At 63.6% G+C, this 26,749-nt stretch carries 27 protein-coding genes; 13 read left to right on the top strand and 14 right to left on the bottom strand.

Annotated elements, in window-relative coordinates:
* Nucleotides 1–11 precede the first annotated feature (11 nt).
* Nucleotides 12–611 (top strand): tRNA-uridine aminocarboxypropyltransferase, encoded by a 600-nt coding sequence (locus tag LOY26_RS19725; protein ID WP_186663945.1) that lies wholly within the window; start codon nucleotides 12–14, stop codon nucleotides 609–611.
* Between the two features lie 18 nt (nucleotides 612–629).
* Here the strand turns inward: LOY26_RS19725 and LOY26_RS19720 are convergent, their stop codons facing one another.
* The 3 genes from LOY26_RS19720 to LOY26_RS19710 form a co-directional block, all read right to left on the bottom strand.
* Entirely contained in the window at nucleotides 630–2,003 is a 1,374-nt protein-coding gene (locus LOY26_RS19720) for a TolC family outer membrane protein (protein WP_186658061.1), read from the bottom strand.
* 376 nt (nucleotides 2,004–2,379) lie between these two features.
* Nucleotides 2,380–2,745 (bottom strand): YbaN family protein, encoded by a 366-nt coding sequence (locus LOY26_RS19715; protein ID WP_033699624.1) that lies wholly within the window; start codon nucleotides 2,743–2,745, stop codon nucleotides 2,380–2,382.
* A gap of 7 nt (nucleotides 2,746–2,752) precedes the next feature.
* A complete protein-coding gene (locus LOY26_RS19710; RefSeq protein WP_033699623.1) occupies nucleotides 2,753–3,340 on the bottom strand; it encodes a YecA family protein in 588 nt (195 codons plus the stop codon).
* Between the two features lie 246 nt (nucleotides 3,341–3,586).
* Between LOY26_RS19710 and recQ the strand changes: the two genes are divergently transcribed.
* Together recQ and LOY26_RS19700 are read left to right on the top strand one after the other, a co-directional pair.
* Entirely contained in the window at nucleotides 3,587–5,731 is a 2,145-nt protein-coding gene (gene recQ / locus LOY26_RS19705) for a DNA helicase RecQ (protein WP_033699621.1), read from the top strand.
* Nucleotides 5,732–5,881: 150 nt separating this feature from the next.
* A complete protein-coding gene (locus tag LOY26_RS19700) occupies nucleotides 5,882–6,319 on the top strand; it encodes a MarR family transcriptional regulator (protein ID WP_033699619.1) in 438 nt (145 codons plus the stop codon).
* Between the two features lie 30 nt (nucleotides 6,320–6,349).
* Here LOY26_RS19700 and LOY26_RS19695 read toward each other — a convergent pair whose 3' ends face one another.
* Nucleotides 6,350–8,536, bottom strand: a complete 2,187-nt coding sequence (locus LOY26_RS19695; RefSeq protein ID WP_258714020.1) for a patatin-like phospholipase family protein — start codon at nucleotides 8,534–8,536, stop codon at nucleotides 6,350–6,352.
* Between the two features lie 67 nt (nucleotides 8,537–8,603).
* On the opposite strand from LOY26_RS19695, the gene LOY26_RS19690 reads away from it, so the two are divergent.
* Nucleotides 8,604–8,885, top strand: coding sequence for a SelT/SelW/SelH family protein (locus tag LOY26_RS19690; protein WP_258714019.1), 282 nt, complete (start codon nucleotides 8,604–8,606; stop codon nucleotides 8,883–8,885).
* Here the strand turns inward: LOY26_RS19690 and LOY26_RS19685 are convergent, their stop codons facing one another.
* Complete coding sequence (locus LOY26_RS19685) at nucleotides 8,886–9,776, bottom strand: DMT family transporter (protein WP_095063756.1); 891 nt, start codon at nucleotides 9,774–9,776, stop codon at nucleotides 8,886–8,888.
* A gap of 175 nt (nucleotides 9,777–9,951) precedes the next feature.
* Nucleotides 9,952–10,725: an AraC family transcriptional regulator gene (locus LOY26_RS19680; RefSeq protein WP_033699612.1), complete on the bottom strand. Its 774-nt coding sequence runs from the start codon at nucleotides 10,723–10,725 to the stop codon at nucleotides 9,952–9,954.
* Nucleotides 10,726–10,851: 126 nt separating this feature from the next.
* Between LOY26_RS19680 and LOY26_RS19675 the strand changes: the two genes are divergently transcribed.
* On the top strand, nucleotides 10,852–11,664 hold the full coding sequence (locus LOY26_RS19675; protein WP_186663948.1) for a UDP-2,3-diacylglucosamine diphosphatase: 813 nt from the start codon (nucleotides 10,852–10,854) through the stop codon (nucleotides 11,662–11,664).
* Nucleotides 11,665–11,704: 40 nt separating this feature from the next.
* On the opposite strand, the gene LOY26_RS19670 is transcribed toward LOY26_RS19675, so the two are convergent.
* Nucleotides 11,705–12,016: a DUF962 domain-containing protein gene (locus tag LOY26_RS19670; protein ID WP_033699608.1), complete on the bottom strand. Its 312-nt coding sequence runs from the start codon at nucleotides 12,014–12,016 to the stop codon at nucleotides 11,705–11,707.
* A gap of 153 nt (nucleotides 12,017–12,169) precedes the next feature.
* On the opposite strand from LOY26_RS19670, the gene LOY26_RS19665 reads away from it, so the two are divergent.
* Entirely contained in the window at nucleotides 12,170–13,231 is a 1,062-nt protein-coding gene (locus LOY26_RS19665) for an AraC family transcriptional regulator (RefSeq protein WP_047583458.1), read from the top strand.
* Here the strand turns inward: LOY26_RS19665 and LOY26_RS19660 are convergent.
* Nucleotides 13,188–14,642 carry a TrkH family potassium uptake protein gene (locus LOY26_RS19660; protein ID WP_033699604.1) on the bottom strand — a complete coding sequence of 485 codons (1,455 nt, stop codon included), beginning with the start codon at nucleotides 14,640–14,642 and terminating at the stop codon, nucleotides 13,188–13,190. The two genes, LOY26_RS19665 and LOY26_RS19660, sit on opposite strands and share 44 nt — an antisense overlap.
* Nucleotides 14,643–14,744: 102 nt before the next feature.
* Between LOY26_RS19660 and LOY26_RS19655 the strand changes: the two genes are divergently transcribed.
* On the top strand, nucleotides 14,745–15,302 hold the full coding sequence (locus LOY26_RS19655; RefSeq protein ID WP_033699602.1) for an NAD(P)H nitroreductase: 558 nt from the start codon (nucleotides 14,745–14,747) through the stop codon (nucleotides 15,300–15,302).
* A gap of 39 nt (nucleotides 15,303–15,341) precedes the next feature.
* On the opposite strand, the gene LOY26_RS19650 is transcribed toward LOY26_RS19655, so the two are convergent.
* The 5 genes from LOY26_RS19650 to LOY26_RS19630 form a co-directional block, all read right to left on the bottom strand.
* Nucleotides 15,342–16,679, bottom strand: coding sequence for a HAMP domain-containing sensor histidine kinase (locus LOY26_RS19650; RefSeq protein WP_186658030.1), 1,338 nt, complete (start codon nucleotides 16,677–16,679; stop codon nucleotides 15,342–15,344).
* Nucleotides 16,680–16,739: 60 nt separating this feature from the next.
* Nucleotides 16,740–17,156 (bottom strand): Spy/CpxP family protein refolding chaperone, encoded by a 417-nt coding sequence (locus LOY26_RS19645; protein WP_258714018.1) that lies wholly within the window; start codon nucleotides 17,154–17,156, stop codon nucleotides 16,740–16,742.
* Between the two features lie 141 nt (nucleotides 17,157–17,297).
* Nucleotides 17,298–17,975: a response regulator transcription factor gene (locus LOY26_RS19640; RefSeq protein WP_033699599.1), complete on the bottom strand. Its 678-nt coding sequence runs from the start codon at nucleotides 17,973–17,975 to the stop codon at nucleotides 17,298–17,300.
* 145 nt (nucleotides 17,976–18,120) lie between these two features.
* The gene (locus tag LOY26_RS19635) at nucleotides 18,121–18,420 is read right to left on the bottom strand and encodes a YciI family protein (protein WP_033699597.1); all 300 of its coding nucleotides are present in this window, start codon (nucleotides 18,418–18,420) and stop codon (nucleotides 18,121–18,123) included.
* Between the two features lies 1 nt (nucleotide 18,421).
* Entirely contained in the window at nucleotides 18,422–19,015 is a 594-nt protein-coding gene (locus tag LOY26_RS19630; RefSeq protein ID WP_033699595.1) for a septation protein A, read from the bottom strand.
* A 67-nt stretch (nucleotides 19,016–19,082) separates the two neighbouring features.
* Between LOY26_RS19630 and LOY26_RS19625 the strand changes: the two genes are divergently transcribed.
* The 6 genes from LOY26_RS19625 (at nucleotide 19,083) to LOY26_RS19600 (ending at nucleotide 25,680) form a co-directional block, all read left to right on the top strand.
* A complete protein-coding gene (locus LOY26_RS19625) occupies nucleotides 19,083–19,943 on the top strand; it encodes a PHP domain-containing protein (RefSeq protein WP_033699594.1) in 861 nt (286 codons plus the stop codon).
* Nucleotides 19,944–19,956: 13 nt separating this feature from the next.
* Nucleotides 19,957–20,586, top strand: coding sequence for an L-threonylcarbamoyladenylate synthase (locus tag LOY26_RS19620; protein ID WP_186658025.1), 630 nt, complete (start codon nucleotides 19,957–19,959; stop codon nucleotides 20,584–20,586).
* A 92-nt stretch (nucleotides 20,587–20,678) separates the two neighbouring features.
* On the top strand, nucleotides 20,679–21,437 hold the full coding sequence (locus LOY26_RS19615) for a ScpA family protein (RefSeq protein ID WP_162181148.1): 759 nt from the start codon (nucleotides 20,679–20,681) through the stop codon (nucleotides 21,435–21,437).
* Nucleotides 21,424–22,209: an SMC-Scp complex subunit ScpB gene (gene scpB, locus LOY26_RS19610; RefSeq protein WP_258714017.1), complete on the top strand. Its 786-nt coding sequence runs from the start codon at nucleotides 21,424–21,426 to the stop codon at nucleotides 22,207–22,209. The genes LOY26_RS19615 and scpB overlap by 14 nt, the downstream gene beginning before the upstream one ends.
* Before the next feature lie 275 nt (nucleotides 22,210–22,484).
* Entirely contained in the window at nucleotides 22,485–23,615 is a 1,131-nt protein-coding gene (gene rluB / locus LOY26_RS19605; RefSeq protein ID WP_258714016.1) for a 23S rRNA pseudouridine(2605) synthase RluB, read from the top strand.
* Nucleotides 23,616–24,258: 643 nt separating this feature from the next.
* Entirely contained in the window at nucleotides 24,259–25,680 is a 1,422-nt protein-coding gene (locus LOY26_RS19600; protein ID WP_186658004.1) for an amino acid permease, read from the top strand.
* A gap of 78 nt (nucleotides 25,681–25,758) precedes the next feature.
* On the opposite strand, the gene LOY26_RS19595 is transcribed toward LOY26_RS19600, so the two are convergent.
* Complete coding sequence (locus LOY26_RS19595; RefSeq protein WP_258714015.1) at nucleotides 25,759–26,643, bottom strand: LysR substrate-binding domain-containing protein; 885 nt, start codon at nucleotides 26,641–26,643, stop codon at nucleotides 25,759–25,761.
* Nucleotides 26,644–26,749: the final 106 nt, after the last annotated feature.

Genomic DNA, 26,749 nt, shown 5'->3' with positions numbered 1-26,749 from the left:
AGGAGAGCCCTATGCCCAGACCCCGCTGCGAGCGCTGCCAGCGCCCGCTTGACCACTGCCTATGCCCACTGATCCCCTCGCTCGGCAGCCGCACCCGTATCGTCCTGCTGCAGCACCCCAGTGAAACCGCCCATGCCCTGAATACCGCGCGCCTGGCGGCCCTGGGGCTGAACAATGCCGAGTTGCGGGTCGGGGAGGTGTTCGAGGGCCTGGATGAGCTGCTTGCCACGCCCGGTTACCGTGCCGCGTTGCTGTTCCCGGGCGATCAAGCCCAGGTGCTGACGGCTTATACCGAAGTGGATGACCAGCCGTTGCTGTTGATCGTACCCGACGGTACCTGGCGCAAGGCCCGCAAGCTGCTGTACCTGAACCCAATGCTTGCGGCATTGCCGCGGGTGACGCTGGGCGCGGTTGCGCCTTCGCGCTACCGGCTGCGCAAGGCGCCGGAGGCGGGGGCGTTGTCGACCCTGGAGGCGGTGGTCGAGGCGCTGAACGTGCTGGAGCAGCCAGTCAGCTTTGACGCGCTGCTCAAACCGTTCGACGCGCTGATCGAGGGGCAGATAAAGGCCATGGGCGCCGAGACCTTCCAGCGCAATCACGGCCCTTCATAGGCGCTCTGAGGCTTGCACTCAGCGCATGTCAGGCAGCCTGGCTTCGGTCTTCACCTCATTGCTGGCAATGGCTTCCGGCGGCAGCGAGATACGTTGCTTGCTCAGCAGCTCACCCATGGTTGCCAGTACCCGGTACATCGAGAACTCCTCGGTGTAGCGCACTTCGGTGTAACGGCGGTCGGCGTTGTACAGCTCGTTCTCACTGTCGAGCACGTCGAGCAGGGTACGCTGGCCAAGGCCGAACTGGTCCTGGTAGGCAGCACGTACACGCTTGGTGGTCTCGGCGTATTCCCGCGCGGTCGGGGTCTGCTTGCGTGCGTTGTTCATGGCGTTCCAGGCCAGGCTCAGGTTCTCGGTCAGCTCGCGCAGGGCGTTGTTGCGAATGTCCAGTGCCTGGTTGATCTTGTGGGCATCGGACTGCAGGCGGGCCTTGTCGCTGCCGCCGCGGAACACGTTGTAGTTGAGCTCGACACCGGCCTGCCAGTCGTTGTTGCTGTGGCCTTTCTCGCCGCCGAGGTTGTTGTTGGCGCCGGTGGCCAGTATCGCGTCCAGGCGTGGGTAGAAGGTCGACTTGGCCACTTCGTACTGCTGCTCGGCAGCATTGACGTCGGCCTGGGCAGACTTGATGTACGGGTTGTTCTGGCGCATGCCTTCACGGGCATCGTCGAGGGTGCCGGGGATCTCTACCTTGATCGATTGCGGCCCCTCCAGTTCATCGGGCTGTCGGCCGATGACGCTGAAGAAGTTGGCCTCGGCATCGGCCAGGTCAACTTCGGCGGTGTCCAGGTTGTTTTCTGCCAGTGCACGACGGGCGCGGGACTGATCGAGGTCGGCGGTGCTGCCGACGCCGCGCTCGGTGCGCAGGCCGATCTGGTCGTTGACCCGCAGGTGCGCTTGCAGGTTGTTCTTGGCCAGCGTCACCAGCTCACGGCGCTTGAGTACTTCCAGGTACACCTCTACCGCGCGCAGGGCAACATCCTGGGCGACGGCCTGGGTGTAGTAGGCGCGCGAGGTGGCGACCGCCTCGGTGCGGCCTACTTCGTTCGAAGTGTTGAAGCCGTCGAACAGCATCTGGCGCAGGCGCAGTTCCGACTGGGTGTAGCTGAGGGTGGCCTTGTCGTGGCTGCGCGTACCGTCGGCATTGGTGCCGCGGGTGCTGAGGTTGTCCGAACGCTGGCGACCATAACCTGCAACCAGGTCCACGGAAGGGTAGTAGCCGCCACGCGCGAATTTCACGTCTTCATCAGCGGACAGCTTGCTGTTGCGGTTGGAGCTGATCTGCGGATGGTAATCCACGGCGCTCTGGACAGCCTCGGTAATCGACATCGCCTGTACGTTGGCACACGCCATGGCCAACAGTAATGCACTGGTGATGGGGTTCAAAACGCGCATGGGTACCTCTCCCTGATCCTAAAATAAGTCCTGCTTGTCGCCAAAAAAATGACGATATAGTTATCCTGCAAATCGTGTCAGGTTTTTAACAACAGAGCTAAGAACATTCAATCAAAGTCGTAAGAAGATTTTCTCATAACAAATTCGGTTATTTGATTTATGTGGTCTAAGAGCAAGCGGGAGCTGATCCACAACAGCGAAATTGAAAGCTGCTGAAAGTCTCGTTTTTCAAGGTTTACAGCGAGTTCCAGAACTTTTGTAGCTAAAAAAAATCCTGGATAGGCGAAATAGATATTTGGCGACAAAAAATTGACTTCCCGTGCTTTTCGATGGCCGCGGCACGCCCTGCGAGGGTGCCTTTACTGGCGCGCCGCATTCAGCGTGGTCTGTGCAGGGTCTTCTGCTTGAGGATATACAGGCTCACCAGTACCGCACTGGTGAGCATGAAGGCGCGTGCCCAGAACAGCGGTACCAGGTAGCACGACAGGCCGATGCTGGCCCACATCAGGCCGATAGCGTAGACCTTGCCTTTGAGGGGGATGCCTTCGCCACTGAGGTAATCGCGGATCCACGGCCCGAGCTTCGGGTGATGGACCAGCCAGTGATGAAAACGCGGCGAGCTGCGGGCAAAGCAGGCTGCCGCCAGTAGCAGAAAAGGGGTGGTGGGCAACACCGGCAGGAATATCCCCAGCACCCCCAGCGCGACGCTGAGCCAGCCGATGGCCAGCAGCAGGTAGCGCACAGCCGACTCAGTGGTGGCGTGGCTTGAGCAGCGCCGGCTTCTCGTCAGGGGCGTGCAGCAGCAGGAACAGCGCGCTCAGTGCCTCTGGGATCTGCACGATCATGTCGTCCTGCAGGTTGGCATTGCTGGCGATGTCGGCAAACTCTGGCTGTTCGTCGAACAGGCCCGAACCGACCATGATCGGCAGCAGCATCTCGCTGACTTCTTCCTCGGCGCTCTCGAACCAGGCCTCTTCACGCAGGAACACGCCCTCCATGAAGCCGATGCACCAGCCGCGCAGGTCGGAATCGTCCGGCTCGTCGGTCAAGTCCAGGTCGCATGGCAGGTCGAACTCCTCGTCGCTGGCCAGTTGGCGGGCGATGTGAGCTTTGAGCGCCACCAGGGTCGCTTCGATCTCGGTGCGCTGGGCATCGCTGGCGTAGTGCGGCTCTTCGGCGAACAGGGCGTCGATCCACTCGCGCTCGGGAACGTCCTCGGCATTGATCGAAAGTGCCGTGAGGTAGCCGTGGGCGGCGACGTAGTCCAGCGCTTCTTCGTGCAGCTCGTCGGCGTCGAGGAAGGCTTGCAGGCGGGTGAGTTGCTCGGCGAAGGACATTACAGGGCTACCTTGGGGAATAAACGATAACGAATTCTAGCATCTTGCGGCGAAAGCAGGGCAAAGGGAACGTCTGTCACCGCAGCCTCCTGCGGGGGTTGGCACTGGGGTATAATCCGCGATTTTTCATCCAGGGGCGGGCTGTTGCGGCCGTCTGGCAAAAACCGCTTACGCATTCGGCGTGTGCGGGGCGGGTTTTTCGTCCAGCCTGTATCCAGGATGGTACGGCGATTTGTGGAGTTGCACATGCTCGAACAGGCTCAGCGCGTTCTCAAGGATATCTTCGGCTACGACAGTTTCCGTGGGCGCCAGGCAGCAATCATCGAATGCGTGGCCAACGGCGGCGATGCGCTGGTACTGATGCCCACCGGCGGCGGCAAGTCGCTGTGTTTCCAGGTGCCTGGGCTGTTGCGCCCCGGCCTCACGGTGGTGGTTTCGCCGCTGATCGCGCTGATGGACGACCAGGTCGCCACGCTCGATGAGCTTGGGGTGGCTGCGGCCGCGCTGAACTCCACCCTGAACGCCGAGCAGCAACGTGAGCTGGCCGGGCGCATGCGCCGCGGTGAGCTGAAGATGCTGTACCTGGCACCCGAGCGCCTGGTGCAGCCGCGCATGCTCGATTTCTTGCGCGAGCTGGACGTCTCGCTGTTCGCCATCGACGAGGCCCACTGCGTGTCGCAATGGGGCCATGACTTCCGCCCGGAATACCTGCAACTGGGCCAGTTGGCCGAGCTGTTCCCGCATGTGCCGCGCATCGCCCTGACCGCCACCGCCGACATGCGCACCCGCGAAGAGATCGTCCAGCGCCTGCACCTGCAGGGCGCCGAGCGTTTCCTTTCCAGTTTCGACCGGCCGAACATCTTCTACCGCATCGTGCCCAAGGAAGCGCCGCGCAAGCAGCTGATGGCCTTCCTCGGCGAGCGTCGTGGCAACGCAGGCATCGTCTACTGCCTGTCGCGCAAGAAGGTCGACGAGACCGCTGCTTTTCTCTGCGATCAAGGCTTCCCTGCGCTGCCTTACCACGCCGGCCTGGCGGCCGAGACGCGGTCTGCCAACCAGCACCGCTTCCTCAACGAGGAAGGGCTGATCATGGTCGCCACCATCGCCTTCGGCATGGGCATCGACAAGCCCAACGTGCGCTTTGTCGCCCACCTCGACCTGCCCAAGTCGCTCGAGGCCTACTACCAGGAAACCGGCCGTGCCGGGCGTGACGGCTTGCCGTCCGATGCCTGGATGGCCTACGGCCTGCAGGACATGGTGATGCTCAAGCAGATGTTGCAGAACTCTGAAGGCGACGAGCGCCACAAGCGCATCGAGCAGCACAAGCTCGATGCCATGCTGGCCCTGTGTGAAGAAACCCGCTGCCGCCGCCAGTCGCTGCTGGCCTACTTCGACGAAACCCTGGAGCAGCCCTGCGGGCATTGCGACAACTGCATCGACCAGGTACAGACCTGGGACGCCACGGAGCCGGCTCGCCAGGCGCTGTCAGCGGTGTTCCGTACCGGTCAGCGCTATGGGGTCGGGCACCTGGTCGATGTGTTGCTGGGCAAGGACACCGAGAAGGTGCGCAATTTCGGCCACGAGAAGCTCTCGGTGTTCGGTGTCGGCAAGTCGCTGGCCGAAGCCGAGTGGCGCTCGTTGTTCCGCCAGTTGGTCGCGCGCGGCCTGGTGGATATCGACCTGGAAGGCTACGGCGGCTTGCGCCTCTCCGACAGCTGCCGGCCGCTGCTGCGCGGCGAGGTGAACCTGCAACTGCGCCGTGACCTCAAGCCGCAGACCGTGGCCAAGAGCGCCTCAGGCGGCGGCAGCCCGGCCAGCCAGTTGGTGCGTGCCGAAGAGCGCGAACTGTGGGAAGCGCTGCGTACCCTGCGGCGCAAGCTGGCCGAGGAGCACAGCGTGCCGCCTTACGTCATCTTCCCCGATTCGACGCTGCTCGAGATGCTACGCAGCCAGCCGGCCAGCCTCAGCGACATGGCCCAGGTCAGCGGCGTGGGCGCGCGCAAGCTTGAGCGCTATGGCCAGGCGTTCCTTGAGGTGCTCAACAACAGCGGTGGCACTGACGAGGCACCGAAAGTGGTGCTGGACCTGCGTCACGAGCTGGTCAGCCTGGCACGCGCGGGGATGACCCCGGCGCAGATCGCCGGGCAACTCAACTGCAGTGAAAAGAACGTCTATAGCCTGCTGGCCGAGGCGCTCGGCCGCCAGGAACTGAGCCTTGATCAAGCCATCGACCTGCCAGAAGACTTGCTGGCGGAGGTGCAGGACGCCTTCCTTGACGGGGAGGGCGAACTGCCGCCGGTATCGACCATCGCGCCGCTGTTCGGGTCGCGCATACCTGAAGGTGTGCTGTATTGCGTGCGCGCCGCGTTGGCGGCGGAGTTCGAGCTCTGAGCGCGACAAGGTTCCAGGCCAGACCCGCCAACTGCTGACCTTTGTCATGTTTTTTGACGATTATCGGACACTGGCAAGGGCCCGAGCCTTGCCACGTGGTCCGGGTCATGGTTAGCTGCCTAATAATTAGATCTATCCAATGAGTTGCTTATGCCCCTGACCGACAACCAACACCGCTTCGGCATGCAGCTGGCCCAGATGTCCCGGGGTTGGCGTGCCGAGCTGGATCGCCGCCTGGCCGGGCTCAACCTGTCCCAGGCGCGCTGGCTGGTGTTGCTGCACCTGGCCCGTTTCGAGGAGGCCCCCACTCAGCGTGAATTGGCCCAGAGCGTTGGGGTCGAAGGCCCGACCTTGGCACGCTTGCTCGACAGCCTCGAGGCGCAGGGCCTGGTGCGGCGCCAAGCGGTGCTTGAAGACCGGCGGGCGAAGAAAATCCTGCTATGCCCACCGGCCAAGCCGCTGATCGAACAGATCGAGACCATTGCCAATGCATTGCGGCTTGAGCTGTTCACCGGCGTGGATGAAGCGGACCTGGAGGTGTGCATGCGCGTGCATGCGAAAATCCTCGGCAACCTCGAAAAGCCCTGATTTTTGTGGGCCGCACAGCGGCCCCTCGTTTCAGAACGTATGCCCCAGGTTCAGATACACCGCCTGCTCATGTGCGCTGTTGGCCCCGTAGCTCAGGTTCAGCGGCCCCAGCGGCGTCTCCATCCCCAGGAAGATGCTCGCTGCATTGATATAGCCGCTGTCAAATTCGTTGTCGTTGTTCCACGCCCGGCCACGCTCCAGCGACCCGCCGATATACAGCGGGAAGTCCAGTGGCACGTAGGCCCGCGGGGTCAGGCGGCGGTAGTAGACCATGCGCAGCAAGCTGACGTTTTGCCCCGACACCGAGTCCTGGCGGAACCCTGACAGCTCCCGTGCGCCGCCCATCACGAAGCTCGACGTCACCACCTCCGTTTCATCCAGCGTGCGCCCGTAGCGCCCGCCCAGCACCCAGGTGTTCGGGCCACTGCTGATGGCCTTGTCCAGGCTGAACAGCCACTGGCGATAGTCCTCGTCGGAATCGAGCGATTTGTCGTACTTGCGCAAGGTCAGGCCAATGTCTTCGCCACTGTGCGGGAAGTACACGTTGTCGAGGGTGTCGAACGAGTACTTGAGCTCGTAGAAGCCTTCATTGAAGCTGACCTTGGGCAGGTCCTGGTCGCCGATGCGCACTTCGGCTTCGCCCCAGGCCTTGCCCGCACCCAGTCGCACCTCGCCGTAGGTGCCGATCTGCCGGCCCACATTCAGGCCGAAACCGTAGCGCTCCAGGCGGTACTCGGCGACCGGGTCGTTGTCCAGGGTCGCCTCGATGTTGCGCGAGCCCACGTCCAGGTAGGGGGCAATGAAGAAGCGCGAGCCTACGTCCAGCGGTTGGTAGAACTCGCTGTAGAGCTCCTGTTGGTCGCCGATCTGCGCGCGGGTCAGCCATTCGGCGCCCAGGCTGTTGATGCCGTTGACCCGGTAGCTGGCGCCGAGGTTGAAGGCACTGTCGCCGCGCAGGTCGTCCGAGAGGTTAAGCCCCAGGCGCAGGTAGTCGGTGCCGCCGCGTCTGCCACGGGCATTGATCACCAGCGTGTTGTCGGCGCCCTTGTGCACCACACGGTATTGCACCCGGTCAAAGTAGTCCAGGCCATACAGCGTGCCCATGTCGGTCTGCAGGCGGTCCAGCTCCAGCGGCGCATTGATCGGCTGGCGGATATAGGAGCGGATCACGTCGTCGCTGACCTTGGAGTCGTTCTCTACCCTGATGGCGGTAATCACCGGGGTGCGTTGGTGCGGCGAGCGGGCAATGGCCAGGCTGCTGTCACCTTCGGGCTGGCGCAACGCCGCCAGACGCGGGTCGAGCAGGCGCGTGGCACGGTAGCCGGCTTCGATCATTTCGCGGGCCCGGCCGAAGTCGGTCACGCCAAACGCGGCCAGCGGTGGCTGCACCAGGATGTCATCACGGTGCAGGCTGGCCAGCTGCTCTTCGGAGTTGCGCCGGGTCATCAGGGTGATCGACTGGTTCAGCACATCGACCACCGTGGCCAGTTGCTTGCGGTCACGCAGTGGCGTGCCGATGTCGACCACGATGGCCAGGTCCACCCCCATGTCGCGGGCCACGTCCAGCGGAATGTTGTCGACCATGCCGCCATCCACCAACAGCCGGCCATCCAGCTCGACCGGGGCGAACACGGCAGGGATCGACATGCTGGCGCGGATCACCTGGGGCAGGTGGCCGCGGCGGAACACCACCTTTTCGCCACTGGCGATGTCGGTAGCTACCGCACGGAAAGGGATCGGCAGCTTGTCGAAGTCGCGGGTGTCGGCGGTGTGGGCCAGTTTGCTTTCAAGCAGCAGCGACAGGTTCTGGCCCTGAATCACGCCCAGGGGCAGTCCCAGGCTGCCGTCGTCGCGAAAGCTCAGCTTCTGCTTGACCAGAAAGTCGCGGTCGTCCTGCTTGCGCCGGAAGGGGATGTCCTTGCGCGGGGGCGCGTCGGACAGCGCCTGCTGCCAATCCAGGGTGGTGGCCAGCTTTTCCAGTTCTTCGACACTGTAGCCGGAGGCGTACAGCCCGCCGATCACCGCGCCCATGCTGGTGCCGGCGATGGCGTCGATGCGCACGCCCTGTTCCTCCAGGGCCTTGAGCACGCCGATATGGGCCAGGCCACGGGCCGCGCCGCCAGACAGCACCAAGCCGACCTTGGGCCGAGCCTGTTCGGCGGCATGTGCCGTAATAGCAACGAATATCGACAACAAACAGAACAGCAAACGGCGCATCGTGAGTCTCAAACCGTGGGCGAAAGACCGCTAGTATAAGCGGCCCCTTACCTGGAGATGCTTCACCATGGCCATCAGCAAGCCGGAAATCGTCATCATTTATTGCACCCAGTGCCAGTGGTTGCTGCGCGCCGCCTGGTTGGTCCAGGAGCTGCTCAGTACCTTTGCCGACGACCTCGGCCGGGTGGCGCTGGAGCCTGGCACCGGTGGCATCTTCCGGATCACCTGCAATGGCGTGCAGATCTGGGAGCGCAAGGCCGACGGTGGGTTCCCGGAGGCCAAGGTGCTCAAGCAGCGGGTACGCGACCAGATCGACCCGCAGCGCGACCTGGGCCACAACGACCGCTGATTACGTACCCTCTGCCAAAGGCCGGGGCTTGGCGGGTTGTTCGGCAGCCAGGCGGCTGGACAGCACGATGGCGAAAATGATCAGCGCGCCCCCCAGCAGCATGCGCACAGTAGGGGTCTCGGCGAACACCGCCCAGGCCACGGCGATGCCATACACCGGCTCCATACCGAACACCACGGCGGCGGTACGCGCCTTGATCACGGCCAGGCTGGCGACGAACAAGCTGTGGGCCACGCCGGTGCAGAAGATGCCGAGCAGGGCGATCCACACCCAGTCCATCGGCGTCACCGCCGCCAGCCCCGACGCTGCGAACGGCAACAGGCAGAGGCTGACCACCAGGTTCTGCCACAGCGCTGCCTGCACTGCTGGCAAGCGCCCGGAGCCGGCGCGGTTGGTCAGCGACAGCAGCGAGAACAGCAGCCCCGACAGCATTGCCCAAAGCAGGCCCCCGGTGGCCTGGCTGGCCAGGTCGAATGCCGGGGTGACCAGCACCAGGCCGATGCACACCAGCACGACCAGCACGGCTTCGTTGCGGCGGATGCGTTCGCGGAACAGCACCCCTTCAAGGATCACGGTAAAGGCCGGGAAGCTGGTAAAGCCCAGGGTGGCGATGGCTACACCGCCGACCTTGACGGCAATGAAGAAGCTGACCCAGTGACCCGCCAGCAGTACCCCGCCCAGCAGCAAGCGGCGCACATCCGGGCCTGTCAACCGGTGCCAGCCTTTGCGGGCGAACTGGGCGAACAGCGCCAGGGCGATGACGGCGAAGGCCGCGCGGCCGAAGACGATGATCGCCGGGCTGGCGCTGGCGGCCAGTTTGCCAAACACCCCGGTGAGGCCGAAAAACAGCGCGCCGATGTGCAGGGCGCCTAGGGCAGTGCGGTGGTTCATGGTGGGTCCTTGAGCAAGAGCAGGTCAGCACTGGCCCTTCGCGGGGCAAGCCCGCTCCCACAAGTATTGCATCACCCTCAGGATCAATGCTGTATGTGTGGGAGCGGGCTTGCCCCGCGAAAGGGCCAGTGCAGGCACAGTGTAAGTCCTCAGGCCAATACGATCTGTCGCGCGCCTAGCGTCCGTTGTCGCCAGACGCTCGCCGCAAGGCTAGCGGTGTACAGCCAAACGCCCGTAGCATCGCCGCCGAAAACGCACTCTGCGAGCTGTACCCCACCTGCGCCGCAATCTCGCCCAACGGCAGCAAGGTCCGCTCCACCAGCTGCCGCGCCTTGAGCAGGCGCCGCTGGCGAATGTAGTCCATCGGCGTCATCGCGCATTCGGCGATGAAGCGCGCATGCAGCCGCGCAGTGGACAGGCCGGCCAGGCGCGCCAGGTCGGCCACCTGCAAGGGGTGGGCGGCATGTTGCTCGATATGCGCATCGAAGGCGGCATAAGGCAGGCGCTGGCTGGGCCGGATGCTTGCGGCTGCCGCGGGGTTGAGGCTGGCCAACAGCAGCGCCGCGCCTTGCCGGGCAATCAGCGGGTCGTCGATGGGGCTGGTCGCCAGCCAGTCGACCAGCTGCTGCTGGCGGCTATCCAGGCCCAAGGCAGCGGGGCGATCGAGCAGGCGACGGCTGGCATCGGCATGCTCGCCCAGCTGTTCACGCAACCAGTGCTCCCCGGGCACATCCAGCACCAGGCAATCGCTGCCAGCATCGCTGGCGCAGGTGTGATGTGCGCCTGCCGGCACCACCATCAGGCCCTGGCGATCAACCCGTGCCCCGTGGCCCTGGACCTCGAAGTGCAAGCGTCCAGCCAAGCCGAACACCAGTTGCGGATGTTCGTGGCTGTGGGTAATCAGGCTGTTCCGGTAACGGCGCAGCGAGAGAATCGGGCCGGTGGTCATGGGGCGTCCTCGCAGGGCAGGTGCGCATTGTGCCTCATTCACGGCAGGCCATCACCGGTAACCGTTTTGCCACTGCACTGTCATCTGCACCTGCCAGGCTCCAGCAAACTGCGCCGGAGCCCGCCCATGACCCATGCCGAACTCTCCCGTCCTTCGCGCAAGCAGCGCGTGCGCACCTTATGGATATCCGATGTACATCTGGGCACCCGTGACTGCCAGGCCGAGCATCTGTCGCGGTTTCTCAAGGGCTACCAGGCCGACCGCATCTACCTGGTGGGCGATATCATCGATGGCTGGAAGCTGCGCGGTGGCATCTATTGGCCGCAGGCCCACACCAACGTGATCCGACGCCTGTTGACCATGAGCAAGCGGGGCACCGAGGTGATTTATGTCACCGGCAACCATGACGAATTCCTGCGCCGCTATTCCAAGCTGATGCTGGGCAATATCCAGTTGGTGGACGAGGCCGAGCACCTGACTGCCGATGGCCGACGCCTGCTGGTGATCCATGGCGACCAGTTCGATGTGATTACCCGCTACCACCGCTGGCTGGCGTTTCTGGGGGACCGCGCGTATGAGTCCACCCTGGTGCTCAACCGTTGGCTCAACCATTGGCGTGCCCGTTACGGCTATGGCTACTGGTCGTTGTCGGCCTACCTCAAGCACAAGGTCAAGGGCGCGGTGAACTTCATCAGTGACTTCGAGGCTGCCATTGCCCATGAGTGCACCCGCAGAGGCTTTCATGGGGTGGTTTGCGGGCATATTCATCATGCCGAAATGCGCAAGGTGGGGGAGGTCGAGTACCTCAATTGCGGGGATTGGGTGGAGTCGTGCACGGCGTTGATCGAGCACTGGGATGGCAGCATCGAATTGTATCGGCTGGCGGATGTGCAGGCGCAGAGCGCGCAGAAGGTGGCGACGGTGCGCGAATCGGCGTGAGGCTTGAGGGGCATGGGGCGCGCAATGCGGCCCCGGCGATTTACAGGCTGATCTTGCCCAGCAGAATATCGCGGAACATGGCGAAATCACCCATCAGGCTATAGAACGGGTAGGTAAACGTCGCCGGCCGGTTCTTCTCGAAAAAGAAATGCCCGACCCAGGCAAACCCATAGCCGAACAGCGGCACGGCCAGCAGCAGCAACCATTTGCCGCTGCCGATGGTGTACGCCAGCAGGGCAATTACCAGGCTCGTCCCGACAAAGTGCAGGCGGCGGCACGTGGGGTTGCTGTGCTCGCCCAGGTAGTAGGGGTAGAACTCGGCAAAACTGCGAAACTGCGCTGTGCGGGTCATGGCAGTGCTCCGGGATTAATACTTGTGGATAAGATGCACGGCGTGGAGCCTGAATCGAGTCTAGAGTCATTGGCGGGGCCTACCAGTGACAATAGGCGCCAATTGAGTATCCTTGGGGTTCACCGCAGGAGCGGTCAGCATAAGAAGCCTGTCATGAGTGAAAGAACCACGTCAGCCAGCTGGGCATCAGGGATCGTCAAGGCACTCGAGCTGGAAGGGCTCGACTGCCCGGCCATGTTCAAGCAGCTAGGGCTGGACTTCGCTGCCCTAGATGACCCCGACGCGCGTTTCCCCCAGGACGCCATGACCCGGCTCTGGCAACTGGCGGTAGAGCTGTCGGGCAACGAAGCCATCGGCCTGAACATGGCGCGGGTGGTGCGCCCGGCGTCGTTCCATGTGGTGGGCTATGCGTTGATGTCCAGCCGCACCCTGGCCGAAGGTTTCGAGCGGCTGGTGCGGTACCAGCGCATCATTGCCGAAAGTTCCGACCTCAGCTTTCGCCTTGGCCCAGAGGGCTATTCGCTGGTTCTGACCGTGCATGGCGACCATCTGCCGCCAACCCGGCACAGCGCCGAAGCGTCGTTGGCCTGTGCGCTTGCGTTGTGCACCTGGCTCAGCGGGCGTGACATTCAGCCACGACGTGTGCTGGTTCAGGGGCCGCAGCCCAAGAACGTCGAACCTTACAAGGTGGCGTTCCACTCACCGCTGGTGTTCGACGCACCGCACGATGCACTGGTGTTCGAGCGTGCCGACATGGAGGCGCCGCTGCCGACTGCCAACGAGGCGATGGCGGTGCTGCATGACCGTTTTGCCGGTGAGTACCTGGCGCGCTTCTCGGAAAGCCGGGTGACCCACAGGGTCCGCCAGGTGCTGTGCCGCATATTGCCTCAGGGCGAGCCCAAGCGCGAAACCCTGGCCCAGGCCCTGCACCTGTCTCAACGTACCTTGCAGCGGCGCCTGCAAGAAGAAGGTACCAGCTTCCAGACCTTGCTCGACGATACCCGGCGTGAGCTGGCCGAGCAGTACCTCGCCCAGCCGGGCATGACCTTGCTGGAAACCGCCTACCTGTTGGGCTTTGCCGACCCGAGTAATTTCTACCGGGCGTTCCGTCGCTGGTTCGATGCCACACCCAGCGAGTACCGTGCCCGTCTGGGCGCGGAGCCTGAGGGGCTCAGTGACGCCAGAACGCCGGCATGCACAACACTAGCACCGTGATGATCTCCAGGCGGCCCAGTAGCATGCCGCCGGCGAGGATCCACTTGGCGGCGTCCGGCAACGTGGCATAGTTGCCGGCCGGGCCGATCACTTCGCCCAGCCCCGGGCCTACGCCCGATACCGTGCCGGCAGCACCGGTCAGTGCGGTCATCCAGTCCACGCCCAGCAGCGACAACAGCAACGCCATCACGCAGATGGTGATCGCGAAGAAGAACGAGAAGGTCAGGATCGAACGCACGATTTCTTCGTCGAGGCGGTGCCCGTTGTACTTCTGCTTGATCACTGCGCGCGGGTGGATCAGTTGGTTGAGGCTGGCCTTGAGCAGGATGTAGGCGACCTGGAAGCGGAAAATCTTGATACCGCCTGCGGTCGAGCCAGAGCAGCCGCCGATGAAGCCCAGGTAAAAGAACAGCATCAGCGAGAAATTGCCCCACAGGCTGTAGTCGCCCAGGGCGAAGCCGGTGGTGGTCACCACCGAGGTCACGTTCAGCGCCACGTGGCGCAAGGCATCCAGCCAGTGCAGGTTGGTGGTGGCCCAGTACCAGGAGCCCAGCACCAACCAGGTGACCACCAACATGCCGAGCAACCCCTGAACCTGCTGGTCGCGGAGCAACGCCCTACGGTTGCCGCGCAGGGTCGCCACATACAGGGTGAAGGGCAGGCTGCCGAGGATCATGACCACCACCGCGACCCAGTGCACGGCAGGGATATCCCATTTTGCCAGCGACTGGTCGGAGGTCGAGAACCCGCCGGTGGAAATCGCCGACATGGCATGGTTGATGGCATCGAACGGCCGCATGCCGGCCCACCAGAAGGCCAGCGCGCCGAGCACGGAGAAGCCGACGTACACGCCGACGATCGACTTGGCCACCATGTGCGAACGGGGCATGACCTTCTCGGAACGGTCCGAGGACTCGGTCTGGAACAGGCGCATGCCACCAATGCGCAGCAGCGGCAAAATCGCGACCGCCATGGCGATGAAGCCGATGCCGCCGAGCCAGTGCAGCATCGAGCGCCACATCAAGATCCCCGGCGACATGCTGTCCAGGCCGCTGAGCACCGTGGCGCCGGTGGCGGTGATGCCGGACATGCTCTCGAAGAAGGCGTCGGTGTAGCTGATGTGCTGGGTCAGCAGGAACGGCAGGGCGGCGAACACGCACACCACCAGCCAGCTGCTGACAGTCAGCAGGTACATGTCGCGCGGGCGCAGGTGCACATGCTCGGGGCGGCCCTGTACGACCATGAGCAGGCCGGCAATGAACGTGATCAGGCTGGACCAGAGGAACGACGGCATGTCGCCGGTGCGCTCGAAGATCACCAGGGTGGCCATGGGCACGACCATGCTGACGGCCAGGGTGATCAGAAAGATGCCGATGATGAAACCAATGATCCTTAAGGTCGGCAACGCCATGTGATCTGCTCTGACTCGAAACGGAAGGGCGCCATTCTACCTATGGGTCTGGTGATGTAAACGCTAGAATGGCCGCACATTCACCTGCCAGGAGGGTAGCCGATGGAGGCTCTCGACGCATTGCTCAACCGTGTTTCCGTGCCACGCCTGACCGACCCCGCGCCCAATGATGCCCAGCGCGAGGCGTTATTCCAGGCCGCATTGCGTGCACCGGACCATGGCCAGCTGCGCCCGTGGCGGTTTCTGACCATCGAAGGCCAGGGCCGCGAGAAGCTCGGCGAGTTGTTCGCCGAAGCGGTACAGAACAAGGGTGATGCCAGCCAGGCAGCGCTGGACAAGGCTCGCGCCATGCCGCTGCGTGCGCCGTTGCTGATCGTGGTGATCGCCAAGCTGCAGGACCACTTCAAGGTGCCCAAGTCCGAGCAGCGCCTGGCGGCGGGGTGTGCGGCCCATGGCATTCTGATCGCGGCGCATGCCCAGGGGGTTGGCGCGGTGTGGCGTACCGGTGACATGGCCTTTGACGCGCATGTGCACAAGGGGCTGGGGTTGGCCGAGAGCGAGGAGTTGATCGGTTATCTGTATGTGGGCACGCCGGTGAACGAGCCGCGTACGGCGCCAGTGCTGGAGACTGCTGATTTCGTCAGTGCCTGGGGTGAGTAACCGCTGAGAATGCTGGGGCGCGTAGCGGCCCCGGCAATCTCAAACCATGACCTCCGTTACAGGTAACTCCAGCCTGGCCACAAACCCGCCCTGCGGATGATTCGCCAGTACCAGGCTGCCGCCATGGCGCTCCGCCGCCTTGCGCGCAATCGCCAGCCCCAGCCCATGCCCAGCTGCTTGCTGCCCCGGCGCACGGAAGAACGGCTCACCCAGCTGCGCGAGGTACTCAGCCGCTACCCCGGGGCCATGGTCGCGTACTGTCAACACGATACGGTCCTGCTCACGCTCGGCGCTGATTTCGATCGGCTGCCCGGCCGGGTTGAAGCGCAAGGCATTGCGCAGCAGGTTGTCCACGGCGCGCTCGATCAGGGTTGGCCAACCCTGCAAGGTCAGCCCTGCTTGCGCCTGCAGCCGCACCTCCTGCTCCGGTGCGCTGAGCAACGCATCCTTGCGCACGCCGCCCAGCAAGGCGTTGAGGTCGACCGGCTCGGCGTGGGCCTGCTCGGCATCGACGCGGGCCAGGGCGAGGATTTCGCTGATCAGGTCTTCGAGCCGGTCGCATTCACGGGTCAGCCGTGGCCACAAGGCCTGGCGCTGCTCGGGCTCGGCACGCTCGGCCAATGCCAGGGCAATGCGCAGCCGTGCCAACGGTGAGCGCAGTTCATGAGACACATCGCGCAGCAACTGGCGCTGGCTGCCGATCGTACTCTGCAGGCGGGCGCCCATCTTGTTGAAGTCGTTGGCCAGTACCCCGAACTCATCGCGGCGGGCGGCCAGGCGGGCCAGGCTGTTCTGCTGGTAGCTGGTCTGGCCGAGGTCGTGCACGGCGCTGCGCAGGCGGCTCAAAGGGCGGGTGATGGACAGGGTTACCAGCAGGCTGAACAGGGTCAGTACCACCAGGGCGATACCCAGCGCACTGAGCGGCCAGAGCAGGCTCTCACGGTGCCAGGCGTCCAGTTCGGGATGAGGGATTCGGTAGATCAGCAGGTAGGTTTCACCGCTGTAGGGGCTGGTGTATTCCTCGGTCAGACGGCGCCACGGCAGGCGCCGCTCGTCATTGTGCTGGCGTGCCTCGAACGCGGCGGCGCGGCGCGGGAAGGTACCGGGCACGACAGCGTCGCCGCTGTCGTCCAGCACCTGCACGTCGATCTTGAAGCGTTGCTTGCGGCGTTCGAGAAAGTGCTGCGCCGAGTCCATGCCTTCCTGTTCGTAGTGCTTGGCCCAATGGCTGGCCAGGGTGTTGAGGCCCGGGTGGCGGCTGAGGATCCAGGCGTCCTGGTTGAGCATGTGGCCGAGCAGGATCGACAGGCCCGCAACCAGGGTAATGGCCAGCCAAAAGCTGGCCAGGATGCGCCAGAACAGTGAACGCAAGTGCACCTCCTGCAAACGGGAAAAGCCCGGCCCGCAGGGGTGCGGGCCGGGCGTGGGGCGGACAGCTTACTGGGCCTTGCCGCCTTTTTCAGCTTTCCAGGCCTGGAACTCTTGCCATTCGGCTTTCTTCGCGGCGCGTTCTTTTTGCAGCTCGTCGAACTGCTTCTGTTGCTCAGGCTTGAGCAGGCCGCGGACCTGGCTGTCGGTCTTGTCGCGGCTGGCCTTGAGTTCGTCCTCCATGGCCTTCTGGTCGGCGGCCGGCAGCTTGGACAGGTAGCGCTCGGTGATGTCGCGGCGTTGCTTCATCTGCTCGCCCATCAGCTTGCCAATCTGCTGGCGCTGGTCGCGGCTCAGGTCCAGTTGGGCGAAAGGCGCATCACCGCGATGATGCGGGCCGTCGTGACGCGGGCCGCCTTCAGGCATGGCCATGGCCACGGTCGGCAGGGCGGCGGCGAACATCAGGGCGATAAGGGTCTTGCGCATGGTGTCTCTCCTTTCATAGGCCGGTGGTTACCGGATGAGCACAGTCTACGCAACTGACCGTCAAGGGCGGTCAGGGGAGGGTAAAGGCTGGGTAAAGATGAGTTGCCGAGCGTGTTGGGGCTGCGAGGCGGCCCCGGCACGTCACAGGCTGTAGTAATAGCCGCGGCTGCGCAGCGCAACGATGCGCGGGCGCCCATCGGCATGCGGCCCGATCTTCTTGCGCAGGTTGCTGACGTGCATGTCCAGGCTGCGGTCGTACAGGGTCAGCTTGCGGCCCAGGCCGATCTGCGCCAGTTCCTGCTTGTCCAGCGGCTCACCCGGCTGGCGCAGCAGGGCTTCGAGGATGCGGCTTTCGGACAGGGTCAGGGTCATCTCGCGGCCATCGATGCTGGCCACGCCACGTGCCGGGCTGTAGACCAGGTCGCCGATCTCTACCTGGGTGGTGGTGGCTGCCGGGTGGCTGCGGCGCAACACGGCGCGCAGGCGGGCCGTGAGCTCGCGCGGGTCGCAGGGTTTGGCCAGGTAATCGTCGGCGCCGAGCTCAAGGCCGAGGATGCGGTCCAGGGGTTCGCCCCGTGCCGAGAGCATCAGCACAGGCAGGTCGGCATGTTCGCTGCGCAATTGCTTGAGCAGTTCCAGGCCGCTGCCGTCTGGGAGCATCACATCCAGCACCACGGCGGCCGGGGCATGTTCGGCCAGGGCCTGGCGTGCGCTCAGGCCATCATGGCAGGCGCGGACGGTAAACCCTTCCTGGGTCAGCCAGCTGCCGAGCAGCTCGCACAGCTCCTGGTCATCATCAATCAGTAACAGCTCGCTCATGACTCACTCAATTCAACCATTGACGGCGAGTATTCGGCCCGCCAGTGGCAAAGATACCGCAGACTGATGGCAAGCGTATAACCGCCAGTACCGCGCGGCCCTGTGGGTGCGGCTTTACCCGCGAAAAGGGCCGCGCGGTGTCGGGTCAAGGCAGGACTTGCTTGAAGGGTTTGACGATGACGTTGTCGTACACGCCCGCAGCAATATACGGGTCGGCATCGGCCCAGGCCTGTGCCGCAGCCAGGGAGTCGAACTCGGCCACGATCAGGCTGCCGCTGAAACCGGCTTCACCTGGGTCGTTGCTGTCGATGGCCGGATGTGGGCCTGCCAGCACCACGCGGCCTTCGGCCTTGAGCTGCTGCAGGCGCTCGATGTGTGCCGGGCGGGCAGCCAGGCGCTTTTCCAGGGAGTTTGCGACGTCGCTGGCGATGATGGCGTAGAGCATGTCAATCCTTGGGTTTGGAGGTAGTAGGGTCGTCGTGCAGGTGGCGTGACAGGTACACACCTTGGGCCACCAGGAAGATCACGGTCATGCCCAGGCTGCCGAACACCTTGAAGTCGACCCAGAAGGCCTGGAAGGTGAAGGCGACGAACAGGTTGGCCGCACCGCAGACCAGGAAGAAGCAGATCCAGGCCAGGTTCAGGCGGGCCCAGATGGCATCGGGCAGGGTCAGGGCGTGGCCCATGATGCGCTTGATCAGCACCCGGTCGCCGATGAAGTGGCTGCCGGCGAAGGCCAGGGCGAACAGCCAGTTGACCACCGGCGCTTTCCATTTGAGGAAGGTTTCGCTGTGGAAGGTCAGGGTCAGGCCGCCGAACACCAGGCAGGCGATCAGGGTCAGCCATTGGCCCTTTTCCAGCTTGCGCTGGCGCAGGAACAGGGCACCGTAGACCACCAGGGAGCTGACGATGAGCATGGCCGTGGCGCTGTAGATACCGCCGAATTCGAAGCTGTGGCCGGCAACCTCCAGGGGCCGCGGGTCGAGCTTGTAGACGATGAAGAACAGTAGCAACGGGATGAAATCGATGAATTGTTTCACAATGGCAGCCAGAATCGGGATGTGACGGCATAATAACAAACATCGATTCCAGCGAAAGCGCTCCTCCATGAATGTTGATCTGCACTGTCACAGCACGGCCTCCGACGGCGCCCTGTCGCCCACGGTCCTGGTCGCCCGGGCCCATGAGCACGGGGTGCAAACGCTGGCACTCACCGACCACGACACCCTCGAAGGGCTGGCCGAAGCGCGCCAGGCCTGCCGCGAGCGCGGCATGCACTGGGTTAGCGGGGTAGAGCTGTCGTGCACGTGGGGTGGGGCGACCATCCATGTGCTGGGGTATGACTTCCCCCTCGACGCACCGCCGTTGCTCGAAGCCATCGAAGCCCTGCACCGTGGCCGCTGGCTGCGTGCCGAGGAAATCGACAAACGGCTGGCTGCCAAGGGCATGCCCGGCGCGCTTGAGGGTGCCAGGGCCGTGCAGCAAGCGTTGGGCGACAGTGGCAACGCCCCGGCGCGCCCGCACTTTGCCGAGTTTCTGGTGCGTGCCGGTCACGTCAAGGACCGCGGCGAAGCGTTCCGCAAGTGGCTGGGCGCCGGCAAGCTGGGTGACGTCAAGCAGCACTGGCCGACCCTGGATGAAACTGTCGCTACGCTGCGCCAGTCCAACGCTTGGGTAAGCTTGGCGCATCCGATGCATTACGATCTGACCCGCAGCAAGCGCAGACGGCTGATTGCCGACTATATTCAGGCAGGCGGGCAGGCGCTTGAGGTGGTCAACGGGATGATGCCGGCCGAGCAGGTGGGCACGATGTCCATCCTCACCCGCGAGTTCGGCCTGCTGGCAAGCGCTGGCAGTGACTTCCACGGCCCCGGCACCTGGGGCGAAATCGGTGCCTACCGGCCTTTGCCCGAGGACCTGCCACCTCTGTGGCGCCGATTCAGCCATGAACAGCCTTTGGCGGTATGAACAGGAAGACTACGTGAGCCAATTTTTCCAGATACATCCGGAGAATCCGCAGCAGCGGCTGATCCGCCAGGCGGTGGAGATCATCCGCAAGGGCGGGGTGGTGGTCTATCCGACCGATTCGGCCTATGCGCTGGGTTGCCAGATTGGCGACAAGGGCGCGGTGGAGCGCGTACGGCGCCTGCGTGGCCTGGACAAGACCCACAACTTCACCCTGATGTGCTGCGACATGTCGCAACTGGGGCTGTATGCCAAGGTCGATACCGGTACCTTCCGCCTGCTCAAGGCGCATGTGCCGGGGCCGTACACCTTCATTCTCAACGGCACCCGTGAAGTGCCGCGCCTGCTGCTGCACGAGAAACGCCGCACCATCGGCCTGCGCGTGCCGGACCACGCCATCACCCTGGCGCTGCTGGCTGAACTGGGCGAGCCACTGATGAGTGTCAGCCTCATCCTGCCGGGCGACGACCAGCCGATGACCGACCCCTACGAGATCCGTGAGCGGCTGGAGCATCATGTGGACCTGGTGATCGACGGCGGTTTCGGTGATCTGAAGGCATCGACCATCATCGACCTGTCCGGCGACGAGCCCGAGCTGATCCGCGAAGGTTGTGGCGACCCCACGCCATTCATGGTCAATGCGTGAGCCAGGTGGAGGCGCCCGAGGCGCCGGCCGAGAAGGCCGAGTCGCCTCAACAGTTGCAACTGGCCCTGGTCTATGGCGAAGCCCTGACCGAGATGCCGGTAGACCTGTACATCCCGCCGGATGCGCTTGAAGTCATTCTCGAGGCGTTCGAAGGCCCGCTGGACCTGCTGCTGTACCTGATCCGCAAGCAGAACATCGATATCCTCGACATCCCGGTGGCGGAGATCACCCGCCAGTACATGGGCTATGTCGAGCTGATGAAGAGCGTGCGCCTGGAACTGGCAGCCGAGTACCTGGTCATGGCGGCCATGCTGGCCGAGATCAAGTCGCGCATGTTGCTGCCCCGCTCGGCCGAGATCGAGGAGGAAGAGGGCGACCCGCGCGCCGAACTGATCCGCCGCTTGCAGGAATACGAGCGCTTCAAGGCCGCTGCAGAAGGGATCGATACACTGCCACGGGTGGGTCGCGACATTGTCGTGCCGCGCCTGGAAGCACCGCAAGCCAAGGTGCGCAAGCTGCTGCCCCAGGTCAGCCTGGAGGAGCTGCTGGTATCGATGGCCGAGGTGATGCGCCGCAATGACCTGTTCGAAAGCCACCAGATCACCCGCGAAACGCTGTCTACCCGTGAGCGCATGAGCCAAGTACTCGAACGCCTCAAGGGCGGCGCCTTCGTGCCCTTCGTCGAGCTGTTCGGCGCAGAAGAGGGCAAGTTGGGGGTGGTGGTGACGTTCATGGCGATTCTTGAGCTGGTGAAGGAATCACTGGTCGAACTGGTGCAGAATGAGCCTTTCGCCGCGATCCACGTCCGGCTTCGCGCCGAGTTTGTTGAAGAACCTGATGAACCTGAATGAACCCCGCGACCTGGCGTCGCTGATCGAAGCTTTTTTGCTCGCTTCGGGCAAGCCGCAGTCCCTGGAGCGCTTGTACGAGCTGTTCGAGGAGGCCGAGCGCCCGGAGCCCAAGGTGTTCAAGAAGGCCCTGGAAGTGCTCGGCAAGTCCTGCAGCGGGCGTGCCTTCGAGCTCAAGGAAGTTGCCACCGGCTATCGCCTGCAGATCCGCGAAACCTTTGCTCCGTGGGTTGGGCGCCTGTGGGAAGAGCGGCCGCAGCGCTATTCCCGTGCGCTGCTCGAAACCATGGCGCTGATTGCCTACCGCCAGCCCATCACCCGTGGCGAGATCGAGGACGTGCGCGGCGTGGCGGTGAACAGCAATATCATCAAGACCTTGATGGAGCGCGAGTGGATTCGCATCGTGGGTTATCGCGAAGTGCCGGGGCGGCCGGCGATGTTCGCCACCACCAAGGCATTTCTCGACCACTTCAATCTCAAGAGCCTTGAGGAGCTGCCGGCATTGGCCGAACTGCGCGAGATGGAACCGGAGCCGTTGCTCGACCCCGATGACGCGCCAGTACCTGCGCACCTGCAGGCGCTGGCCGATGCCAGCCTTGGCGAGGACGAAGCCGAGGCCGAGGTGCCGAAGGATGAGACCAGCTTCCGCAGCCTGCTGGTGGAGCTGGATGCGATGGAAGAGGGGCTGAAGACCGATTTTGATGATTTGCGTGAAGAAGAGGAGGTGGTTGAACCCGAGGCTTCACTGGAGGACGAGGGCAAGTTGCAGACCTGAGGCTTATGCTGGCAGTGCGGGCCTCTTCGCGGGGCAAGCCCGCTGCTACAGGTTTGGCCGCTCACCGTCAGAGCCCACAAACCGGTGGGAGCGGGCTTGCCCCGCGAAGAGGCCCGCACTAACAGCGCAAAACCACTGGGCAGAAAACCCTGCCGGCCCCCGCAAAACCCACTACGCTCGAGTGCGTTCCTGATACGAACCGCGTATGATGCGCGGCCCTTTGGCGCGTTCGTCGCCAAGACCCCTTTTTCATTCCTACACCGGGAGGTGCCCAGATGAGTGAGCAAGACCTGCAAAATACCGAAATTACCCCTCCATCCGGCGAAAAGCTGCAGAAAGTACTGGCGCGCATTGGCGTCGGTTCGCGCCGTGACGTCGAGGCCTGGATCAGCCAGGGCCGCATCAAGGTCAATGGCGTGGCCGCCACCCTCGGCCAGCGCGTCGACCTGCACGACGCCATCGCTGTCGATGGCAAGCTGATCAAGCGCGAAGAAGCCGCCGAGGCCACCCGCCGGGTGATCATGTACAACAAGCCCGACGGCGAGATCTGCACCCGTGACGACCCGGAAGGCCGCCCGACGGTGTTCGACCGCCTGCCGCGGCCGAAAGAAGGGCGCTGGATCAACATCGGCCGCCTGGACATCAACACCACCGGCCTGTTGCTGTTCACCACCGACGGTGAGTTGGCCAACCGCCTGATGCACCCTTCCTACGAGATGGACCGTGAGTACGCGGTACGTGTGCGGGGCGAGGTCGATGACGAGATGCTCGATCGCCTCAAGGCTGGCGTGATGCTCGAAGACGGCCCGGCCAAGTTCACCGACATCCAGAAGGCACCGGGCGGCGAAGGCTTCAACCACTGGTACCACTGCGTGGTGATGGAAGGCCGTAACCGTGAAGTGCGTCGCCTGTGGGAGTCGCAGGGCATGGTGGTCAGCCGCCTGAAGCGCGTGCGCTTCGGCCCGGTGTTCCTCAACTCTGACCTGCCGATGGGCCGCTGGCGCGAAATGACCCAGGGTGAAATCGACATCCTGGCCGCTGAAGTGGGCCTGCAGCCAGTTGCGCTGCCGACCTTGAACCTCAAGGCCAAGGACAAGATGGAGCGCATGCAGCGCAAGTCGAGCCGTCCGATGGGCCGTGGCGAGCGCGTGCGCAACCTGCGCCCTGCCAGCGAAGGGGCTGCCGAGCGCCCAGCACGCCAACCGCGTGACAGCGCGGGTGAGCGCCCAGCCCGCCAACCGCGTGATACCTCCGGTGAGCGCCCTGCGCGCCAGTCGCGTGACGACGCGCGTAAAGGCAACCGTGGCAGCGCGGTGGCCGAGCGCCCGAGCGAGATGCGCAAGCGTACCGCCAAGCCAGACGGCGACAAGCCGGCAGGCCGTGGTCGCGGCAAGCCGCGCGGTTGATCTGCAGCGCTAGATAAGAACCAGCCTCCGGGCTGGTTTTTTTTGCTTTGGATTCAGCGGCGGCACCTTAGGCTGTCGCCAAGATATTGAACAAAAAGAATTTTTCTGACGACTGGCAAGTTTTCAAACCGGCCTGTAAAGAAATTTATACGGATGCAGGCAAAATACGCCCTGAATTCAGATTTCCCCTACCTGTGTAAACATAACTTGCCGCACCCCGCGCGGCGAGGCACCCCTGTTGCTCGCGCCCCCTATTGCCCAAACCCCCGCCGCACGCTGATATAGCGGCCATTGCCGTGTGCAAAAGCCCGCCCAGAGAGGCGTGCTGACAAAACAACAAATGGAGGCGCCATGTACGCCGATCACTTCGCCTTTCAAGGCCTTCACCACAGGATCGCTGCGTTTTTCCCCGGGGAAATGACGCAACGCGTTGACGCCTGCGCGCTTGCAGGGGTATACAGTGCGCCGCGTTTTACCTGTGACCCTCTTGCGTACCGCGCACTCTTGATCACACCCGGCTGACCCGCCCTGGCGGCGCCCGCGTTCAAGAAACCCAAGGTAACCACCTTGCCCATTCCGCTGCGCCACGAGCGCGGTGGGTCCGATTTCGTCACAGATAAAAACAATGCAGGTGACTTCGTTCATGAGTGGACAAAACATGCATTCAGGCGAGCTAAAGCGGGGCCTGAAGAACCGCCATATCCAGTTGATCGCCCTCGGCGGAGCGATTGGTACCGGCCTGTTCCTGGGTTCGGCAGGCGTGATGAAATCCGCCGGCCCGTCGATGATTCTTGGCTATGCCATCTGCGGCTTCATCGCCTTCATGATCATGCGCCAGTTGGGCGAGATGATCGTCGAAGAGCCGGTGGCCGGTTCGTTCAGCCACTTTGCCCACAAGTACTGGGGCGGCTTCGCCGGCTTCATGTCGGGCTGGAACTGTTGGGTGCTGTACATCCTGGTGGGCATGTCGGAGCTGACGGCGGTCGGCAAGTACATCCACTACTGGTGGCCAGAGATCCCGACCTGGGTCACGGCGGCGGGCTTCTTCCTGCTGATCAACTTCATCAACCTGATGAACGTGAAAGTCTTCGGCGAGGCAGAATTCTGGTTCGCCATCATCAAGGTCGTGGCCATCGTCGGCATGATCGGCCTGGGTGCGTACCTGCTGACCAGCGGTAGCGGTGGCCCCGAGGCTTCGGTTACCAACCTGTGGGCGCACGGCGGCTTCTTCCCGCATGGCGTCAGCGGCCTGGTGATGGCGTTGGCGTTCATCATGTTCTCCTTCGGTGGCCTGGAAATGCTCGGCTTCACCGCAGCCGAGGCCGACAAGCCGAGGACCGTGATTCCCAAGGCCATCAACCAGGTCATCTACCGCATCCTGATCTTCTACATCGGTGCGCTGGTCGTGCTGCTGTCGCTGACCCCGTGGGACAACCTGGTCGCCAGCATCGACGCCTCTGGCGGCAGCTACGGCAGCAGCCCGTTCGTTCAGGTGTTCTCCCTGCTGGGCAGCGACGTGGCCGCCCACCTGCTGAACTTCGTGGTCCTGACCGCAGCGCTGTCGGTGTACAACAGCGGTACCTACTGCAACGCCCGCATGCTGCTGGGCATGGCCGAGCAAGGTGACGCCCCGGCGGCCCTGGCGAAGGTCGACAAGCGCGGTGTGCCGGTGCGTTCGATCCTGGTGTCGGCTGCAGTGACCCTGATTGCAGTGCTGCTCAACTACTTCATTCCGCAGAATGCGCTGGAGCTGTTGATGTCGCTGGTCGTGGCGACCTTGGTGATCAACTGGGCGATGATCAGCTACTCGCACCTGAAATTCCGCCAGCACCTCGACCGCACTGGCCAGAAGCCGCTGTTCAAGGCGCTGTGGTACCCCTACGGCAACTACATCTGCCTGGCGTTCGTGGTGCTGATACTCGGCATCATGCTGCAGATTCCGGGTATCAATATTTCGGTGTATGCGATCCCGGTGTGGTTGTTGGTGATGTTCATCTTCTACATCTTCAAGCCCAAGCGTGATGCACAGGCCAATGGCACCGCTGCCGGTACTGTTGCCAAGTAAGCGCTGCAGGCGATAACGCAAACCCGATGTCAGGTCATTGGCATCGGGTTTTTTGTTGCCAATAAAGCTGTCAAAAACTCAGATCTGCTCGAGCAACCAGCTGCGAAACGCCCGCAACGACGGCAGCGCTTCATTGCGCGGCGGGTAGATGAGGTAATAGCTGCGCTGGCTGGCAAATGCTGCGCCGGGGCTGAACAGCTCGCCCTTGGCCAGCTCCTCTTGCACCAGAATCCGCGGCACCAGGCCAATGCCGATGCCGGCCCGCACCGCCTGGATCAGGTGTGAGGTCAGCTCGAAACTCGGCCCCAGGCGCATCGCCCGATGCGGCAGCTGGTGATGCGAGAACCACTCGCCCCAGGCATGCGGGTTGTTGGCGACATTGAGCAGCACTTCCTCGCTGACCTGGGCGGGGCTCCAGCCATGCGGGTCGGCGGCTGCCTCTGGCGGCAGGATCACCAGCAGCTCCTCGGCATGCAGGCGGTGGCAGATCAGCCCTGGCAGGTCGTGGCTCGCCACCCCGATGGCCGCATCGATCTCGCTGGTGTCGAAGTTGATCGCTTCGATCCGTGAATGGATATGCACCAACATGCCCGGGTGGGCGCTGTAGAACGCATGCAGCCGCGGCAGCAACCATTTCGAGCCGAAGGTGGGCAGGGTGGCCAAGCGCAGCGTGCCGACGCCCGACTGGTAGGCCAGCGCCTGCAGCGTGGCGCTGCGGATGCGGCCCAATGCCTCGCTCAGCTCGCGCTGGTACAGCCGGCCGACGTCGGTCAACTGCACCTGGCGGCCCTCGCGGCGGAACAGCGTCAGCCCCAATTGCTGCTCCAGCGCCTGCACCTGGCGGCTGACGGCGCTCTGGGTCAGTGACAGTTCGGCGGCGGCGCGGGTGTAGCTTTCATGCCGCGCGGCGGCTTCGAATGCCAGCAGCAGTGACATGGACGGTGTCAGGTGGCGGTAATTCATTCATAAAAGTCATCGATAGCGGCAGGATTATCCGTTTGCCCCTGGCGCGAAAGTACAGGAACATTGGCCTATTCGTCATCAGGTGTGAAACGACTCATGCCGGTGT

This window comes from Pseudomonas sp. B21-047 (assembly GCF_024748775.1).
In the GTDB taxonomy this organism is placed as follows: Bacteria; Pseudomonadota; Gammaproteobacteria; order Pseudomonadales; family Pseudomonadaceae; genus Aquipseudomonas; species Aquipseudomonas capeferrum.
The sequence above is the reverse complement of the archived record's forward strand: the minus strand, read 5'-3'. Positions and strand labels throughout refer to the sequence as shown.